Annotated in this window: 1 pseudogene; it reads left to right on the top strand. The window is 43.7% G+C overall.

Annotation, left to right across the window (positions count from 1 at the left end):
- Positions 1 to 2: 2 nt before the first annotated feature.
- A pseudogene (locus GNY06_RS01940) lies at positions 3 to 263 on the top strand (IS256 family transposase); the annotation flags it as partial.

The raw sequence follows: 263 nt of genomic DNA, 5'->3' as shown, positions 1-263 counted from the left end.
TTATGGCACAAGAAGAATTTGACTTTGAGTCTTTTAAGAAGGAGGCTATTGCCGGCCTTTATTCTGGAAAAAAAATGACTGGCACCGATGGGGTTCTGGCTCCAATGGTGAAGCACTTTCTGGAATCTATGATGTCCGGTGAGCTTGAATACCACCTTGCTCAGGATAAACTTAACGAGCAAATTAACCGTAAGAACGGTAAAACGAAGAAGACCGTGCGTAGTCTAAGTGCTGGCTCATTTGAGTTAGAAACTGGTCGTGAC

The sequence above is a fragment of the Elizabethkingia argenteiflava genome (genome assembly GCF_009904105.1).
GTDB classification, from domain to species: domain Bacteria; phylum Bacteroidota; class Bacteroidia; order Flavobacteriales; family Weeksellaceae; genus Elizabethkingia; species Elizabethkingia argenteiflava.
Note: the sequence above shows the minus strand (reverse complement) of the source record. Positions and strands in the feature narration are given on the sequence as shown.